Source organism: Alloprevotella rava, from assembly GCF_014195585.1.
Classification (GTDB): domain Bacteria; phylum Bacteroidota; class Bacteroidia; order Bacteroidales; family Bacteroidaceae; genus Alloprevotella; species Alloprevotella rava.
This window is the reverse complement of the sequence record NZ_JACICA010000002.1, coordinates 357,193-373,664: the sequence shown is the minus strand read 5'-3', so window position 1 is coordinate 373,664 and position 16,472 is coordinate 357,193. Positions and strand designations below refer to the sequence as shown.

General features: G+C 48.4%; 10 protein-coding genes. 5 read left to right on the top strand and 5 right to left on the bottom strand.

From position 1 onward, the window contains the following. The first annotated feature begins 107 nt into the window (after nucleotides 1–107). Nucleotides 108–887, top strand: a complete 780-nt coding sequence (locus tag FHS60_RS03430; protein ID WP_183695027.1) for an Lcl C-terminal domain-containing protein — start codon at nucleotides 108–110, stop codon at nucleotides 885–887. Nucleotides 888–1,037: 150 nt separating this feature from the next. Here FHS60_RS03430 and FHS60_RS03425 read toward each other — a convergent pair whose 3' ends face one another. From FHS60_RS03425 to FHS60_RS03410, 4 genes are all read right to left on the bottom strand, one after another. Continuing rightward, nucleotides 1,038–3,245, bottom strand: a complete 2,208-nt coding sequence (locus FHS60_RS03425) for a sodium-translocating pyrophosphatase (RefSeq protein ID WP_183695024.1) — start codon at nucleotides 3,243–3,245, stop codon at nucleotides 1,038–1,040. 278 nt (nucleotides 3,246–3,523) lie between these two features. Beyond that, nucleotides 3,524–6,448, bottom strand: coding sequence for an excinuclease ABC subunit UvrA (uvrA, locus tag FHS60_RS03420; protein WP_183695021.1), 2,925 nt, complete (start codon nucleotides 6,446–6,448; stop codon nucleotides 3,524–3,526). 143 nt (nucleotides 6,449–6,591) lie between these two features. Further along, nucleotides 6,592–9,510 (bottom strand): protein translocase subunit SecDF, encoded by a 2,919-nt coding sequence (gene secDF, locus FHS60_RS03415; protein WP_183695018.1) that lies wholly within the window; start codon nucleotides 9,508–9,510, stop codon nucleotides 6,592–6,594. Between the two features lie 541 nt (nucleotides 9,511–10,051). Further along, a complete protein-coding gene (locus FHS60_RS03410) occupies nucleotides 10,052–10,255 on the bottom strand; it encodes a hypothetical protein (protein ID WP_183695014.1) in 204 nt (67 codons plus the stop codon). A gap of 354 nt (nucleotides 10,256–10,609) precedes the next feature. Between FHS60_RS03410 and FHS60_RS03405 the strand changes: the two genes are divergently transcribed. The 4 genes from FHS60_RS03405 to FHS60_RS03390 all read left to right on the top strand — a co-directional run bounded on the left by FHS60_RS03405 (nucleotide 10,610) and on the right by FHS60_RS03390 (nucleotide 14,744). Then, the gene (locus tag FHS60_RS03405) at nucleotides 10,610–11,662 is read left to right on the top strand and encodes a BAR domain-containing protein (protein ID WP_183695011.1); all 1,053 of its coding nucleotides are present in this window, start codon (nucleotides 10,610–10,612) and stop codon (nucleotides 11,660–11,662) included. Next, nucleotides 11,662–12,813, top strand: coding sequence for an EpsG family protein (locus tag FHS60_RS03400; protein ID WP_183695008.1), 1,152 nt, complete (start codon nucleotides 11,662–11,664; stop codon nucleotides 12,811–12,813). The genes FHS60_RS03405 and FHS60_RS03400 overlap by 1 nt, the downstream gene beginning before the upstream one ends. A gap of 62 nt (nucleotides 12,814–12,875) precedes the next feature. Further along, nucleotides 12,876–13,928 (top strand): hypothetical protein, encoded by a 1,053-nt coding sequence (locus tag FHS60_RS03395; protein WP_183695004.1) that lies wholly within the window; start codon nucleotides 12,876–12,878, stop codon nucleotides 13,926–13,928. Nucleotides 13,929–13,934: 6 nt separating this feature from the next. Then, a complete protein-coding gene (locus FHS60_RS03390; protein WP_183695001.1) occupies nucleotides 13,935–14,744 on the top strand; it encodes a glycosyltransferase family 2 protein in 810 nt (269 codons plus the stop codon). Between the two features lie 393 nt (nucleotides 14,745–15,137). Here FHS60_RS03390 and FHS60_RS10455 read toward each other — a convergent pair whose 3' ends face one another. After that, complete coding sequence (locus FHS60_RS10455) at nucleotides 15,138–16,406, bottom strand: glycosyltransferase (protein WP_183694998.1); 1,269 nt, start codon at nucleotides 16,404–16,406, stop codon at nucleotides 15,138–15,140. Between the last annotated feature and the right edge of the window lie 66 nt (nucleotides 16,407–16,472).

Here is a 16,472-nt window from a genome sequence, read left to right as displayed (position 1 = left end):
GCAGCATGAAAATAAGTGAATTCCCTGTATGGCTATATCCTGTGTAACCTTTTATTGCATTAGGATTTTTGAAATATTCAAACTCGTTTACTACAAAAATTATGCTTATGAAATGTCACATTAAATTGCTGTTGTCAGCTATGTTATTATGGTCTCTGCCTATGTTCGGAGGAAATGGAAGCATCCAGCAAAAACCGATCAGAAAAGCCAAAACAACGACGCATCAACAAGCTGGGAAAAACACCAAAGCCAAAGGTCCAACGGCGGAGAAAGCAACAGAGAATACTTCCTCCTATGTTGATTTGGGACTTAGTGTAAAGTGGGCTACATGTAATCTTGGTACCAGTGCTCCTCAGTACTTTGGCTCTTTTGTGTCATGGGGAAGTACATGGTCAGAAACCCCTGAATTTGACTGGACTTTTTATCCGCACACTGTTTCAAAAACATGGATAACCAAGTACTGTACTGATCCTGATATGGGCTATTCACCTACTAAAGGACAGAAAGGATTTTCCGATAATAAAACTACACTTGAAGCAAAGGATGATGTTGCCACAGTCCGACTCGGTTCTCCTTGGCGTATGCCAACACAAGCAGAATTTCAAGAATTGGTTGATAAATGTAAATGGACATGGACCATACTGAAAGGTACAGCAGGATACAAAGTTGTCAGTAAAAAGAATGGAAAATCTATATTCTTGCCTGCTGCCGGTTATCACTTGGAGATAGACCATTGTGATGTATTTGAATCTGGCGCGTATTGGACATCTTCACTTAGCAAGAGAAACAACTTGGAGGCATTCGCATTATATTTTAGTAAAGACGGTTATCGTGTATTTCCTTGTGAGCGCTTTGTGGGATATTATATACGACCTGTCCGCAAATAGAAAAAAGAAACAGGAGAATCAAAACAGGTCATTAGAAGATGTATATGATTCTCCCAATTTAATGCGTTACTGCAATTCATAAAAAAAGCCCGACACTACCTTTAAAAGACTGGTAGTATCGGGCTTTTTATTGATTATATACGTGCACCACTACATCAAATTGCAGGCCACCGTAAGGCCGGCCATGACGATGCTGACCATGCTCATCAGTTTGATAAGGATGTTCAAACTTGGGCCTGACGTGTCCTTGAACGGATCACCTACGGTGTCGCCCACGATCGTGGCTTTGTGGACGTCGCTACCCTTGCCGCCGAAATTTCCTTCCTCCACGAATTTCTTAGCATTGTCCCACGCACCGCCGGCATTGGCCATGAAGACAGCCAACGTAAAGCCAGCGCAGAGGCCACCAACGAGGAGACCAAGCACACCGGCAACGCCGAGGACTACGCCCGTGACGATGGGGATGACGATGGCTAAGAGCGAGGGCAGAATCATTTCGTGCTGGGCAGCGCGCGTACTGATTTCGACACAGCTACCATAGTCGGGCGTGGCCTTGCCTTCGAGGATTCCTTTGATTTCGCGGAACTGGCGGCGCACTTCATCGACCATCTTGGCCGCGGCACGGCCGACAGCTCCCATGGTGAGGCCGCAGAAAAGGAAGGCAGCCATCGCGCCAATGAATACGCCTACGAGTACGCGCGGGTTCATCAGCGTCACCTGGAAGTATTCCATCATTTCGGGCATCGAAGCCTTTGAAGGATCAAAGGCATTGCCGGCCGCATCGATGAATTGCTGTCCGCTCTCCATGGCTCGCATCATGGCGATTTTTATTTCTTCTACATAGGAAGCCAGCAAGGCCAGCGCGGTGAGTGCTGCCGAACCAATGGCAAAGCCTTTGCCCGTGGCAGCAGTAGTATTGCCAAGCGCATCGAGTGCGTCCGTGCGGTGTCGCACCTCCTCGCCCAGCTCGCTCATCTCAGCGTTGCCGCCGGCGTTGTCGGCGATAGGGCCGTAAGCGTCAGTAGCGAGCGTGATACCCAGCGTGGACAACATTCCGACAGCTGCAATGCCGATGCCGTAGAGTCCTTTCGAGAGACTCTCAGCACTCATGGAGAGATCGAAATGATTGGCGCAGAGATAACTCAGCATGATGGCCACGCCGATAGTGAGTACGGGGATACAGGTGGAAATCATGCCCGTACCGATACCTTTGATGATGACCGTGGCAGATCCTGTTTGGGCCGACTCGGAAATGGCCTGCGTGGGCTTATAACTATGAGAGGTGTAGAACTCTGTGGCTTGTCCGATGATAACTCCCGCCGTCAGACCGCTGATGACGGAGAAACTCAGGCCTACCCAGTTGTCGAGGCCGAGGACATAAAGGATGAGGAATGTGGCGAGTGCAATGAGCACGGCACTGGTATTGGTGCCGACGGCCAGCGAACGGAGCAACTGGCTCATACTTGCCCCTTCTTTGGTGCGCACGAGAAAGATACCGAAGAGCGAAAGGAAGATACCGACGGCGGCAATAATCATGGGGGCGATGACAGCCCGCAGCTGCATCTCTCCAGCTGAAGCAAAGGCTGTGGCGCCTAAAGCTGCTGTAGAAAGGATGGAACCGCAATAGCTCTCATAAAGGTCGGCGCCCATACCAGCAACATCGCCCACATTGTCGCCTACGTTGTCGGCAATGGTGGCAGGGTTGCGCGGGTCGTCCTCTGGGATGTCGGCTTCAACTTTTCCGACAATGTCCGCGCCTACATCGGCTGCCTTCGTATAGATACCGCCTCCAACGCGGGCGAAGAGGGCTTGGGTGGAAGCTCCCATACCGAAGGTGAGCATCGTGGTAGTGATGGTGATGAGCGCAACGTGGTCAGTGCCGTAGACATAGGAGAGGGCGATGAACCACAGGGCAATGTCCAAGAGTCCGAGACCCACAACGACCAATCCCATTACCGCGCCAGAGCGGAAAGCAATACGCAAACCGCCGTCCAAACTCTTGCGCGCAGCATTGGCGGTTCGGGCAGAGGCATAGGTGGCGGTCTTCATACCGAAGAAGCCTGCCAAACCACTGAAAAGACCGCCCGTGAGGAAGGCGAAAGGTACCCAGGGATTTTGGATCTTAAGGACGTAGGCCATGAAAGCAAAGAGAACGACGAGCACTAAAAAGACTTTGAGCACCACGAGGTACTGCTGTTTGAGATAAGCCATTGCGCCTTTGCGGACATGCTCTGCAATTTCGCGCATACGGGGTGTGCCCTCGTCGGCCTTCATCATACTCTTGAAGAAGAACCAGGCCATGGCCAACGCCACTACTGATGCGATGGGCACCAGCCAGAAAAGGGGAGTTACAGTCATAAATGTTTTATTTAAGGTTTAATATTCTTGTCAGTATGTATGCTTTCATTGATTCGAACGCCTAATATATGGAGTATTTTTTATCCACCCAAGAAAACATACAAAAAAGTAATGTTTTTGCATCTTTACATGACAAATCGTGAGATTTTAGATACAAAAAACTCCCCTTATCGCAATGATGAACACGATAAGGGGAGTGATGATTTTTCAGGAAAGTCTGACAGCTGAGAGCCGCTGACTGAACGATAGAAAGGGTCGGATGCAGCCTAAGTGAGCACCTATCCTAATTTTTCCTTGAGATACTGCGCCGTATAACCTTTGCCCTGCGCCACGAGTTCTTCGGGCGTACCGACAGCAACGATCTGTCCGCCGTCGCGTCCGCCTTCAGGGCCGAGGTCGATAACGTAGTCGGCCATTTTGATAACGTCCATGTTGTGCTCAATAATGAGAATGCTGTGGCCGCGCTCAATGAGTGCGTTGAAACTATGGAGGAGTTTTTGAATATCATGGAAGTGCAAACCGGTGGTAGGCTCGTCGAAAATGAAAAGTGTGGGCTCGGTGCGCTCCAGGCTTAGGTAGTAGGCCAGTTTCACACGCTGATTTTCACCGCCAGAAAGGGTGGAACTGCTTTGCCCTAACTTGATGTAGCCCAAACCTACATCTTGGAGTGGGCGCAAGCGCTTGGAGATTTTCTCGTTGCCATACTGGGTGAAAAATTCCACAGCTTGGTTGACGGTCATCTCAAGGATGTCGTGGATGTTCTTACCTTGGTAGCGCACTTCGAGCACATCTTTCTTGAAGCGCATACCGTGGCAGGATTCGCAGGTGAGCACCAAATCGGCCATAAACTGCATCTCCACCTTAACAATTCCCTCGCCTTTACATTCTTCACAGCGTCCGCCGTCGGCGTTGAAGCTGAAAAACGCGGGCGTGAAGTTCATCTGCTTGGACAAAGGCTGCGAAGCCATCAGTTTGCGGATTTCGTCGTAGGCTTTGATATAGGTGACGGGATTTGAACGGGAGGACTTGCCGATGGGGTTTTGATCAACGAACTCTACACCTTTGATAGTCGTGAGGTCGCCGCAGAGACTGGAGAATTCGCCCGGCGTGTCGCTGGGTTCGTCCAACTTACGCTTCAGCGCATTGTAGAGAATCTTTTTTACCAAAGTGGATTTGCCCGATCCGCTTACGCCGGTAACCACGGTCATTATGTTGAGCGGAAATTTTACGTCTATACCGCGCAGGTTGTTCTCTCTCGCGCCCTTCACCTCTATGCTGTTGTTCCATTTCCGCCGGCTGCTCGGCAACAGAATCTTTTCGCGCCCGAGCAGATAGTTGACGGTGTGGCTTTGAGAACTTGTGGCGACAGACGGAGCGGTCGCGTTGTTCTCCGCAGTATGGGCGGACAAAAGCGGGGCTACTTCGCCAGCGAACACAACCTGTCCACCGAGGCGTCCAGCCTCCGGACCGATGTCTATGATATAGTCGGCGGCGCGCATGATTTCTTCGTCGTGTTCCACCACTATAACGGTGTTGCCCAAGTCCCGCAGCTGCTTGAGCACGTGTATAAGTCGGCCCGTGTCGCGGGAATGTAATCCGATGCTGGGCTCGTCGAGAATATAAAGCGAGCCCACTAAACTACTGCCAAGACTGGTGGCCAGATTGATGCGCTGGCTTTCGCCGCCGGAAAGAGAGTTGGAGAGACGATCCAGTGTGAGGTAGCCGAGGCCGACATCAGACAAAAAGTTCAGGCGGTTGCGGATTTCGGTCAGCAAACGCCGAGACACTTTTTCGTCGGCTTCATCTAACTGGAGATTGTTGAAGAACTGCTGCAAATCGCTGATGGGCATACGCACCAGTTCCATAATGTTGCGGCCGCCCACGTGTACATACGCTGCCGCGGGCTTCAAACGTGAGCCGTGGCAGGTGGGACATATCGTTTTGCCTCTGTATCGTGCCAACATGACGCGGTATTGTATCTTGTACTGGTTCTCGCGGAGCATGTCGAAAAAGGCATCTATGAATACTTGGTCGGTCTTTTCCCGTTGGCGTTCTTCAGCGTCGCCGTGCCAGAGTATGTCTTTTTCTTGCTGGGTGAGTTCATAGTAAGGCTTAAATATAGGAAAACCTTTCGGGCTTTGCCTACGTATAAATTCCTGCTTCCACATCCCCATTTTCTCACCTCTCCAACAAATCACGGCTCCGTCCATGATGCTGAGCGACGTGTCAGGGACGACGAGCTTTTCGTCTATACCTATCACGCTGCCAAAGCCTTCGCACGTTGGACACGCCCCTGCTGGAGAATTAAAAGAGAACATCTGGTCGTTGGGTTCTTCAAAGCAAATGCCGTCGGCCTCAAAGCGAATGGAGAAGCGGTGCAGAGCGCGGCTCGGATAGAAGCGCAACAAGCATTCGCCATCTCCTTCAAAGAAGGCGGTTTCTACCGAATCGCGGAAGCGGTTTAGAACATCTTTGGAATTGTCTACCGCGAGGCGGTCGATGAGTAGGTACACACCGCTCGTTCCGCTCTCTGTGTCCGTGGCTTTCTGCTGCGCATTCCAGGCTGTCTCTATCTCGCTGAACTTTTCCTCATTTGCCAGAAGGTCGTCGATATGGATGAGCGTTCCTCCCTGCAAGGTGTCGGAAGAGGCATTGGGCAAATCGACATCGAGGCGGGAGATACCTTGCTTCAGATATACAGCCAGCTGCTCACGAAGCGTTCGGCCGTGGCGCAACACTATGGGTGCTAACAGCGTGAAACGAGTACCGGGAGAATAGGACAGCATGCAGCTGACAACATCCTCGCTACTGTGTTTCTTCACCTCCTGCCCGCTGACGGGACTAATCGTGTGGCCAGCTCGTGCAAAGAGCATACGCAAATAGTCGTACACTTCTGTTGATGTCCCCACGGTAGAGCGCGGATTGCGCGCCGTCACCTTTTGCTCGATAGCTATGGCGGGCGGAAGACCTTTAATATAGTCGCAGTCGGGCTTATTCATGCGTCCGAGAAACTGACGGGCATAAGCCGACAGACTCTCCACATAGCGACGCTGCCCTTCGGCATAGAGCGTGTCGAAAGCCAGCGACGATTTACCAGAACCACTCAGGCCCGTTATCACAACAAACTTACCTAAGGGAATTTCTAAATCTATATTTTTGAGATTATTGACGCGTGCACCTTTCACGCGGATCTGTTCTTCCATAAGAGCCTTTTTGCTTGAATTGCAAAGATACTAATTTTTTTCTTGCTGCTGACCTCTGCTTTCTTCCTCTCATAGATAGCAATAGGAGTGGCCCTGCGAGAGAACCACTCCTATATTATATATATGTATATGTCTTTCGAATCTTATTCTGCCGTTGCTGCAGCTGCGCGCTTCTTGCCCAGCACGCGGTTTGCGATAGGAGCAGCGAGGAAGATAGAGGACATCGTGCCGAAGATGACACCGAGAATCATTGCGAAAGCAAAGCTACGGATGCTGTCACCGCCGAGGATGAAGATACAGAGCAATACGAGCAACGTGGTCAATGAAGTCATCAACGTACGCGCCAGCGTCTGATTGATAGAATCATTGAAGAGTTTCGTTGTTTCACGATGCGGGTAGAGACCTAAGTTCTCGCGGATACGGTCAAATACCACCACTTTATCATTGATTGAGTAACCAATGGCGGTTAGCACAGCTCCAACGAAGGTTTGATCCACTTCAAGCGAGAAGGGAACCCAACCCCAGCAGAGGGAGTACATGCCAATGATGAGCATAGTATCGATGGTCAAAGCTACAACTGAACCAACGGAGAACGCAACGTTGCGGAAACGCACGAGGATATAGATGAAGATGGCGATAAGGGAGAGCATCGTTGCCCAAATAGCATCCTTCGTCATTTCGGAAGCTACGCTGGCGCCCACCTTCTGTGCACTCACGATGGAGCCACCCGTGTGGTCGTCGCGGTTCTTAAACGTGTTGTAGTCGGCCTTGATGAGTCCACCATCGTAAAGCGACTTCCAAATCACTTGTTCTACCTGTTCGTCAGCGTCAGTAGCATCGCTATTGATCATATAGTTGGTTGTCAGACGCACTGCCTTGCCCTGCGTGGTACTTACCTCGATGGCATTAACCGTTGCGTTGTTGTCCAATGGGCGAATGCTCTTAGCAACCACTTCCTTCACTTGCTCGGGCGTTGTGTTCTTCTGCTCAAACTCGATCACAAAGTTGCGACCACCCGTGAAGTCGATACCCTTGCTCAGACCGCGCACACCCAAGGATGCAAGGCCTGCGAGCAGGACGATACCAAAGATGACGTAAGCCTTAGAGGCTTTCTGGAGGAAGTTGAAATTGCAATTCTGAAGCAAGCCGCGGCTGAGCTTCGTGTCGAACGTCAAGTTGAGCCACTTGTCCTTGTTGAGGAAGTGTTCGAAGATGATACGGCTAATCCAAACGGCGGTAAAGAAGCTTGCGCAAATACCGATACCCAGCGTGAGGGCGAAACCGCGGATGGGGCCTGTACCAACGTTGTACAGAATAACGGCGGTGATGATTGAAGTAAGGTTGGAGTCGAAGATTGCACTGAAGGCATTGCCGTAACCAGCTGCCAGCGCGCTCTTGATATTCTTACCTGCACGCAACTCTTCTTTCGTACGCTCGTAGATAAGCACGTTGGCGTCGACAGCCATACCGAGCGACAGCACCATACCGGCAATACCGCTCATCGTCAAGGCAGCCTGGAACGATGTAAGGACACCGGCCGTGAAGAAGAAGTTGAGAATCAGTGCGAGGTTTGCCACCATACCCGGAATAATACCGTAGTAGCAGCACATGAAGATCATCAACAGAACGAAGGCGATAATCGCGCTCTCGAGGCCGGCCTGGATAGAGGCAGCACCGAGTGACGGACCGATAGTCTCTTCAGAGATGATATTCGTAGGCGCGGGCATCTTACCAGAGTTGAGCACATTGGCAAGGTCCTTAGTGTCGTCGATAGTGAAAACACCGGAGATTTCAGTCTTACCGCCAGAAATCTGACCATTTACGCGCGGAGCGCTGTACACAACGCCGTCGAGGACAACTGCCACATCGCGACCCACGTTCTTACCCGTCATAGCGGCCCATTCGCGAGAACCATCGCTCGTCATGTCCATCGAAACGATAGGAGCATGGGTTGTAGGATTAAAGTCGGCCTTTGCGTCAGCAATCACAGCCCCCTGCATGGTCGGCGTCATATTGTTGCCGTTTCCTTTGAGCGCATAGAGCGTCACAATGCCGCTGTTCGACTTAACGTCCCAAGCCAGGCGCAGATCCTTCGGCAGCTTAGACTTAGCAGCCGGACTATTGATGATAGCATTTACTGCGGCTGTATCGGCCAGGCGAGCCACACCGACAGCACTACCATCGCGACCGCCAGCGTTCATCACAAGCTGGCTAAACTTCAGAGCAGGAGTGCTGGTCTTGGCAGCAGGCTGAGCCGTTGCTGTAGTATCAGTTGCGGTGGTGTCGGCAGCAGTACCGATGAGATCGAGGCTTGCCAGCTGACTCTGAATCTCGGAGCGGTTGTAAGTCTCCCAGAATTCGAGGTTGGCACTTCCCTGAAGCAGCTTGCGCACACGTTCCGGTTCCTTGATACCCGGCATCTCGACCATAATCTGACCTATCTGGCCTTTACCACGAAGGATTTGGATATTGGGCTGAGCCACACCGAACTTATCAACACGCTGGCGTACCACGAGGTTAGCATTCTCTACGGCAGCATCAACCTCATCGTTGAGCGCGCTACGCACCTCGTTGTCGGAAGAAGAGAACGTGATGTTCTTTGCCTTTAAGCCAGTTGCGAATACAGCACCTAACTTTCCTTGGCCGTTGGCTTCGCCATAACGACGAACGAACATTTCCACGAAGTCGCCCTTACCTTGCTTGTAGTCAGCATAAGCCTCATCAGCAGCTTTCTTGAAAGCTGGAGTGTTGGCATTGTCGCCAGCAAGATTTTTCACTACATCGGGAACAGAAACTTCGAGGATGACATCCATACCACCCTTCAAGTCAAGACCCAGACCGATCTGCAGGGCCTCGCAATCCTTGAGCGTTTTGCCAACAACGGGATAAACAACCACGTTGCGCATTGAATCAAGGTAGCGGTCACCCGAGCCTGCCACTTTCGCGTTCATAGCCTCCGCCTTGCTCTCGTAGTGGCGCACCACAAAAGAGAAAGAGAAGTAGAAGAGGCAAGTCAGCGCAAGCAGGACTGCAATGACTTTTACAAATCCTTTGTTTTGCATTGATTTTATTGATTTAGTTTTTTATTGAATTTGCTTATAGCTTGTGCTAAAATAAGTACAATTAGCGTGCAAATATACGCTTTTTTCACAATACAAAAGGGTTACTGCGCTGAAATTATAGCTTTTATATATAATAATGAGTGTGTTTGTCAGCGCCTCTGCATGCTTTCTTCACCACCTCCCGCGCCCTCTCCTGCTGCTCAAAGATTTCTGTAAAAAGAGTTTAATATACGGAGCAATAAGATACTCATTCCGCTAAATTTCTTTAAAAATAGCATTTTATAGAAAGAAAATTTGCTCAAACACTTGCAGGATAAAAAAAACTACTTACCTTTGCAACGTGTTTTTCATAGTATTAGATTTAAGGTTAACAAGGTTGGGATACAGTGGTATCCCTTTTTTTATGCCCATAAGCCAGTAAATCACCAACACCTCCCGTCTCCTCTCTCGCTTCTTCATGCTGCCGATCGCTCGATGCTCACGCACCGATTGCTACAATAAGCTTTCAAACTGAGAGAAACACACCCACAAAACCATCCTATTATTTGACATTCGCTTTTCTCCTAAAAAAGCATTCTTCTCCGCTTTCTGCCGATTTTTTTTCTTTTGCCGAGCAAGCAGCTTGTCCTATTCTTCCGAAAAATTCCTCTAACGCTCCGCTCAACAACACAAACGGCCCGCTTCTTTTCTCTTTTTCGTTCAAAAACTCCCTTAATCTCCTCGTCTGCATCCTTATTGTATCCATTGGTTTCCTTATTCTGTCAGCCGACATCCTTATTGCGCTGGCTGACACAATAAGGAAACCGACGCTCAAGAAGGAGAAACGATTCATCCGCTCCCTTCCGCGCCGATTTTTGAGCCATTCTCAGAACGAAAAAGTAAGAATATTATTGACTATAATTGAGATAATCATAGGTGTTTTTAGTCCACAAATGTTCACAAAAAAGGCGAAGAGAGACGAAGTTATAGGGAGATACGGAAAAGTGCACTTTCTTTTTCAGAGAAGATAGAAGGCGCGGAAATCTAAACTGATGTTTTGAATAACGGGAAAAATAAATTACTTTTGCTCTATATAGTAACTTTTTGCACATACACTCAAATGAGTGAAGAAAACAAATTTAATTTCGAATATATCTGTAAGAAAATCATCACTGATCGTATCAGTCTGGTGGTTTTCTTACTACTTGGTTTGCTCGTAGGCATATTCGTAGCCACACAAACTCCACAATACTATACAGCTCAAACTCTCTTAGCACCAGAACAAACAGGAAAATCCTCTCTCTCTGAGAGCGTAGAGAATACGCTTAAAGATTTGGAAGTAGATTTCAATACTAACATAGGTGCAGATGGGGTTTATCCTGCATTATATCCCGATATTTTTTCAACAAAATCGTTCATTGTCGAGCTTTTCTCTGTTCCTGTCACGCTCGAAACTGGGATAACAAAAACTTACTACCGCCATCTTGTGGAAGACACTAAGCTGGGACTTGCCGCACAGGCAAAACGCAGCATCATGAAGCTCTTCCCGAAGAAAAAAGCTGCTACATCCGGCGAAGATAAGCTTGACCCTTTCCGTCTGACCGATGAACAAGAAGATATGGTTGAACTTATTCAAGGTTCGGTGGCTTGTATCTACAATCGCCGAGCGGGTATTATTTGCATCACGGCAGTTGATCAAGATCCGCACGTAGCTGCTTCGCTCGTCGATACTCTTCAGAATCGGTTGAAACGCTTCGTCGCGGACTATAAGACGCAGAAAGAACGCATCGCTTTAAGCAATGCACAGAAAGCACTGGATGAGAGCAGAGCGGAATACGAGAAAGCAAAAAAACGCTATACTGCCTTTGCTGATGCCAATCAGGATGTGACGCTGCAGACTATTGGCACGCAACTCGCCACGCTGGAAAACGAGCTACAGATTGCTTATCAGCACTACGAAAAACGCCAGAAACAACTACAGAAGTCACGCGCCGATGTGCAGTATGCAGATCCCGTTTTTGTGCAGCTTTCAAGCCCTACGATTCCTAATCACCCAAGCGGAATTTCCCCGCTGACCATCGTTCTGATATGGGTGTTGTTATTTGTAGTGCTTGACGGCTTGTGGGTAGTAGGCATCAAAGAGCGAGTTTCATTCACTAAAAGCCAAAACTGATGGAGTATTCAATCCCTTACCTCGCACTGATTGTCTTTTTCAGTATTTTGGCCTGGTGGTCGAATGATACTAAAAACGAAAAGATCCGCAAGCGCCTCACATGGTTAGCCTTGGGCGTGTTCCTCTTCTTCTTCGGCTTCCGAGGATTCTGTTTCTATGACTGGGCAGAATACTACCGAGTATTCATGACTTGGAAATGGTGGGAACTGCCAAAGACAGAAATATCCGATTGGCAGTACGAACCGGGCTTCATGATACTGATGCTGACATGCAAGAGCCTTTCGAGCAACTATTTCTTTTTCTCGTTTGTCTGCGCAGCAATCAACCTCGTATTGCTCGCCCGCTTCCTCTCGCGCTACGTTGAGAACACGCCGTTAGCACTAATCATATACTTGGCCATGGGCGGGTTGGTGATGTCGACCGACTTGATGCGAAACTCTATCGCTATCATGCTCTTCCTTAATGCCTTGCCTTATTTAGAGGCACGCCGACCTATTCCCTACTTCCTTATATGTGGCTTGGCTTTTCTCTTCCATTCCACCTCGCTGATCTTCATCCCCTTCTATTTCTTATTGCACCGAAAGTGGGGCCGTTGGGTGTTCCTCATCGTTTTCCTTATCGGAAATGTCGTCTACCTCATGCGAATCCCGATGCTCATGGAGATAGTGAGCTTTGCATCAAGCATCATCGACCCCTCACTAAAGCAAAAAATCGATGCCTATATGGAAATGGCACCTGGCGTAGGTTTCCAAATCAGCATTGGCTATCTGGAACGCCTTTTCACAGGGATATTGGTACTTATCTACTACAACAAACTCCACGTCGTACGCAAGAATGCAGATATCTTTATCAACGCGCTCCTCATCTATTTTACACTCTTCTTCTTCCTAAGCGAATTCCGAGTTCTGAGCGTTCGTTTCTCCTATCTCTTTGCCTTTGGCTATTGGGTGATATGGCTCGATTTGATCAAATGCTTCGCAGTTCAAAACAACCGACGGCTCTTCGTCTGCTTCCTCTTTATCTATTCGATGCTCAAGATATACCAATCCACCAACAACATCATCTACCGCTACGACAACGTTATCTTTAGCACAGAGAGCTACAATCTGCGGCGCATCACCTTCGATGTGTACAGCGAAACGATTAAGTAAGGCAGATACAATAAAGAGAAACTCAAGAACGTTAAAAATATACACAACATCAAAATAAGCTTATGGCTAAAGCTGCGAAAGATATTCTTTATGTAGATTATATCCACCAAGTGGGGCACGTTAATTTCGACCACATTCATATTGATGCGCTCAAAGCCACCCAGCGCAATGTTCGCTTGGTGCTACATAAAGAATTGGCAGATCAATTGCCCTACGCCAAAGATGAGTATGCAGCCATTCTTCCCTCCTGGCTTTACCAACGGGACAACCGACCTCTGCTGAATCGCATCCTCTTTATTCTCGTTCTGCTCTTCATCCGCTGGAAAATACGTCCGCAGGACTATCGCAGCGTGATTGTATCCAGTTGTGAGGAAATCACGCTGGGACTTTTCCCGCTCTGTCGCAATATGAACATCGTTTGTCATGGCAACGCGCAAAGCTTTGACTCCAGCAAACTGAAAACGTTCTTTCTCCGACGGCTGGCTCGCCATAATCGTTTCATCGTGTTCAATTCTGAGATGGCTCAGCCTTTTCTTGAAAACGGAATAAAGAATGTAGACATCATCTCCCATGGCTGCATCCCGCCCTTTCAGGTGTCAAACGCCACTACCACACTGCCCGACTTGTCGGCTTATCGGCACGTTGTCTTTCATCCTTCGGCCAGTCCGGATAGGGTGTTTATGCAACAGCTGCTCAAGGATGCCGATTTGCAGGATTTTCTGAAACGAGAAAACATCTTACTCATCCTGCGAAACCACCCAGAAGGAAAAACAGAAATAGGTAATATCCGTTTTATCAATCACTATCTCACACAGTCGCAGTATCAGCAGCTTTTCCTCCAAGCAGATACTATCCTATTGGCCTATCCGCCCCAGTTCCGCTTCCAAGTGAGCGGTGTGAGTTTCGAATGTGTCAGCAACCACAAAAAGGTTCTTATTTTCGACAATCCTTCGCTCAACTATTGCCGGCAGTTCTACAATTACGACCCTATATTTCACAACATAGGACAAATGTGCCAGCTACTGAAACAACTCACAGAGGATTCCTCACTCCAGTGTGTGGTCGACGCCAAAATGCTCCGCCCAGACTACACACAAATTCTCGCTACAAAATAGTTAAGTATGAAGATTTCCGTTATCGTCCCCACCTATCAGCCCGCCAAATATCTTTGGGAATGTCTCGACTCTCTCTGTCGCCAAACTTTAGCGCCCGAAGAATTTGAAACTGTAATCGTTCTGAATGGTTGCAACGAGCCGTACTTCGGACGCATACAGCAATACATCCATGAGCATCCAAATCATAACTTCCAGCTCATTCAAACCGAAAAAGGGGGCGTATCGAACGCTCGCAACATAGGTATCGACAAATCAACGGGAGAGTATCTTTCCTTCCTCGATGACGATGATTGGATAACCGATAACTATCTCGAAGAATTGCTACAACGCGCCACACCAGAAGCCATCGTCCATGCCAATGTGATACAGTACCGAGATAGCACAGGCGAGAAAATGGACTACTTCCTTACATCTGTTTTCCAACGCCTCCAAGGTAGCCAAAAACTCACCTTCTTCAATGCGCGGAGTTTCCTTTCCAGCTCTTGCTGCAAACTGATTCCAAGAAAAGTAATCGGCACAGAACGGTTCAACAAAGCATACAAACTGGGAGAAGACTCCCTCTTCATGTTCGACATCTCCCGCCGAATCCGCTCCATCCGCATGTCGAGCAAAGATGCTGTTTATTACGTTCGCAATCGCGATAATTCTGCATCTCATAAGACCTATCCTTACAGCTACCGTCTGCAAGTGGCGTTCGGCCTAACCTTTAGCTATCTCGCGCTATTCCTGCGCCGACCTTTCGCCTACAACTTCCCGTTCTTTCTCACACGCATAGCTGCCACGCTCCGCAAACTCTTCACACGCAAATACGAATAGACAATTCGTCAACACCCCCTATTTCGGATATTTGTTGTCACATCGTCACAGACAGTCCACAAGAGGTCGATAAACAAACACTTATGCGTGTGACAACAACTTTTATTCTGACTTTTGTTGTCACGTTGTTGTCACGCCTGTAATACAATCTATTTCAAGATATTAGCCACCAATCGTGACAACGTGACGACGTGACAACAAAAAAAACAAAACTTAGGGAGAGGCGTGTTTATACCTATTTTTCTATTTCCTTATTGCAACCTCCAATACAATAAGCGCGTCGGCTGACGCAATAAGGCTATCAGCTGACATCCTTATTGTATTTTCAAACGTAATAAGGGTATTTACAACGACATATATATGCTGCGCCGCACGCTCTTCAAAAAACGTTGATTATGTAAAAGGCTCGTTCCAATGGCAATGATAGTCCAAATCCTGCGGCCGTTCTCCGATTTTACGCGCGGGCACACCGCCCACAATCGCATAAGGAGGGACATCCTTTGTTACAACAGCGCCTGCACACACCACTGCACCTTTGCCTATATGCACGCCTTTCAGAATCGTACAACCTATGCCCAGCCAAGCATAGTCGGCAATTGTTATAGGTTCAAATACGCCTTCAAAACGACGACTACGCACATCATGACTGCCCGTCATAATGTTTACTTGATGGGAAATAGAAACGCTATTGCCAATAGTAATGCCCGCACGGGCATCCAGCGTACAACCACGGTTTATATGGCTTCCCTCACCGATTTCTATATGCCACGGAGCCATAAAATAGGTGCGCTTCATCACAAAAGAGCCTTTGCCTACTCGCATACCTAAGAGTTTCAGATATGCACGGCGCAAACGCCACGGCAGATGGGGCAAAACATCGTTCACTATCACTTCCGTTCCAAAACCCTTCAAATATCGGTACAACCAAGAACGAGAAAAAGCATAGCGCACAGTGCTCTTTGCGAGCACCAAAAAGTGGCGCAAATTGAAACGTCCCTCGGAAGTGACTTTATAATTATAGTAGAAATTACGATATACGTTGCTCGATGCTCCTTCCACAAGATAGCGCTCGATGGGGATATTTATTTTTTGGAAGCGATAACCAGCTTTGTAAACACGATAAATCATGTGCCAATCCAGTGCATACCCCAAGCGAGCGCGCTGGCTCAAATCGTAAAGAAACTGCTGTTGCACTTCCGTGCGGATGAAAGAACTTCCATGGCGATATATGGGATAGTAGTTCATCAAGCTTACATCAGTCGAGGCTTTCTCCAATTGGTCATAATCGGGGCCTACTGCAATGCTATCTCCATAAATCACATCGGCCGCTGCGCCTTGTTCTGCCATAAAATCCACCACCTGTTGCAGTGTTGCTTCATTGGCGTAGACATCACCAGCATTGAGAACGTTGATCCATTCTCCCGTGACGTGAGCGATACCCTTATTCATCGCATCATAAATCCCCCCGTCTCTCTCCGAACACCAATAAGCCAAACGGTCGGCATATTCGCGCACGACATCGGCCGTACCGTCCTGACTTCCCCCATCAATCACGATGAGTTCTTTCTCTGCACACGTCTGCGAAAAGAAACTTTCAAGGGTCTGACGAATACCTTGTACATCGTTGTAGACCACTGTTATAACACTGATTTTATGTTGCATTGAGGGACAGTTTTGAGGTGTGAATAAACGCATTTACATAATAGGACTCTACAAGCAGGTTCAACG

Bases quoted from the DNA above. Each gene is read 5' to 3' on its own strand.
- FHS60_RS03410 (WP_183695014.1), bottom strand. From the start codon at position 10,255: ATGGATACAATAAGGATGCAGACGAGGAGATTAAGGGAGTTTTTGAAC.
- FHS60_RS03430 (WP_183695027.1), top strand. From the start codon at position 108: ATGAAATGTCACATTAAATTGCTGTTGTCAGCTATGTTATTATGGTCT.
- FHS60_RS03395 (WP_183695004.1), top strand. From the start codon at position 12,876: ATGGCTAAAGCTGCGAAAGATATTCTTTATGTAGATTATATCCACCAA.
- FHS60_RS03425 (WP_183695024.1), bottom strand. From the start codon at position 3,245: ATGACTGTAACTCCCCTTTTCTGGCTGGTGCCCATCGCATCAGTAGTG.
- FHS60_RS03390 (WP_183695001.1), top strand. From the start codon at position 13,935: ATGAAGATTTCCGTTATCGTCCCCACCTATCAGCCCGCCAAATATCTT.
- uvrA (WP_183695021.1), bottom strand. From the start codon at position 6,448: ATGGAAGAACAGATCCGCGTGAAAGGTGCACGCGTCAATAATCTCAAA.
- secDF (WP_183695018.1), bottom strand. From the start codon at position 9,510: ATGCAAAACAAAGGATTTGTAAAAGTCATTGCAGTCCTGCTTGCGCTG.
- FHS60_RS10455 (WP_183694998.1), bottom strand. From the start codon at position 16,406: ATGCAACATAAAATCAGTGTTATAACAGTGGTCTACAACGATGTACAA.
- FHS60_RS03400 (WP_183695008.1), top strand. From the start codon at position 11,662: ATGGAGTATTCAATCCCTTACCTCGCACTGATTGTCTTTTTCAGTATT.
- FHS60_RS03405 (WP_183695011.1), top strand. From the start codon at position 10,610: ATGAGTGAAGAAAACAAATTTAATTTCGAATATATCTGTAAGAAAATC.